Below are 766 nucleotides of genomic sequence, written 5' to 3' on the forward strand. Positions count from 1 at the left end.
CCTTCCGATACAGCCAGTTCCAGCTATGCTTCTTGCAGGGCCGCAAATACGGATATTGTGCGGCGGCTTCCCTGAGGCCTTCCGCCGTAAGGAATCCCACGGCTTCGGGTGAAGGAATACGGTGGCGGCAACGGATGTTCATGACTCCACCAGCCGCTTGAACAGGTTGATGAAGTAGATTTGCCCCTTGCCCGTGATCTTCGGCGTGCGGGTGATGTGGCTTTCCCCGCTGCTTCCGATGCGTGAGCCTTCCTTGATCTCCATCCATCCGGCATCCATGCTTCTCTGGGTAGGCATGTTGGTCTGGGAACCATCCTTGTGCAGGTAGCCCCTACTCCTGAGCCACTCAAAGAAACGGTTCTGCCCGATGTCGTACCCCGTGGCCTGCTTGATGAGCTTCGCCATTTCCCCGACGGAGATACTGGTTTTGGCGATCTCGATGGACTCGGCGAAGACGACCTTGGGCTTCACTTCCTCCATCCTCTGCTCCAGCGCGAGGCGCTTCTGTTCTTCAAGAAGTCGCTGCTCCTCCTTGTCCGCCCACGCCCGCGCCGCCTCCGCCGGATTCCTGAAGTTCGGAAGCGCCGGGGCGCCGTAGCCGCCCGTCCTGCGGATGGACGGAATGACCTCATGCACGATCCAGCGTTTGAAGGCCTTGGCCTCCGGCTTGCGGGATCGGAGGACGAGCGAGTACAGGCCCGGCTCGGATATGATGCGGCTATCCCGACGCAATCCTGTGGAATCATTCAGAGTGTGGATAATATCG

Annotated in this window: 1 protein-coding gene; it reads right to left on the reverse strand. The window is 59.5% G+C overall.

Annotated features, from left to right (window positions below; genetic code table 11):
* Positions 1-138: 138 nt before the first annotated feature.
* On the reverse strand, positions 139-766 hold a 628-nt coding region (locus tag HMPREF0178_RS20165), incomplete at its 5' end, for a phage antirepressor KilAC domain-containing protein (RefSeq protein WP_009369390.1).

The sequence above is a fragment of the Bilophila sp. 4_1_30 genome (genome assembly GCF_000224655.1).
In the GTDB taxonomy this organism is placed as follows: domain Bacteria; phylum Desulfobacterota; class Desulfovibrionia; order Desulfovibrionales; family Desulfovibrionaceae; genus Bilophila; species Bilophila wadsworthia.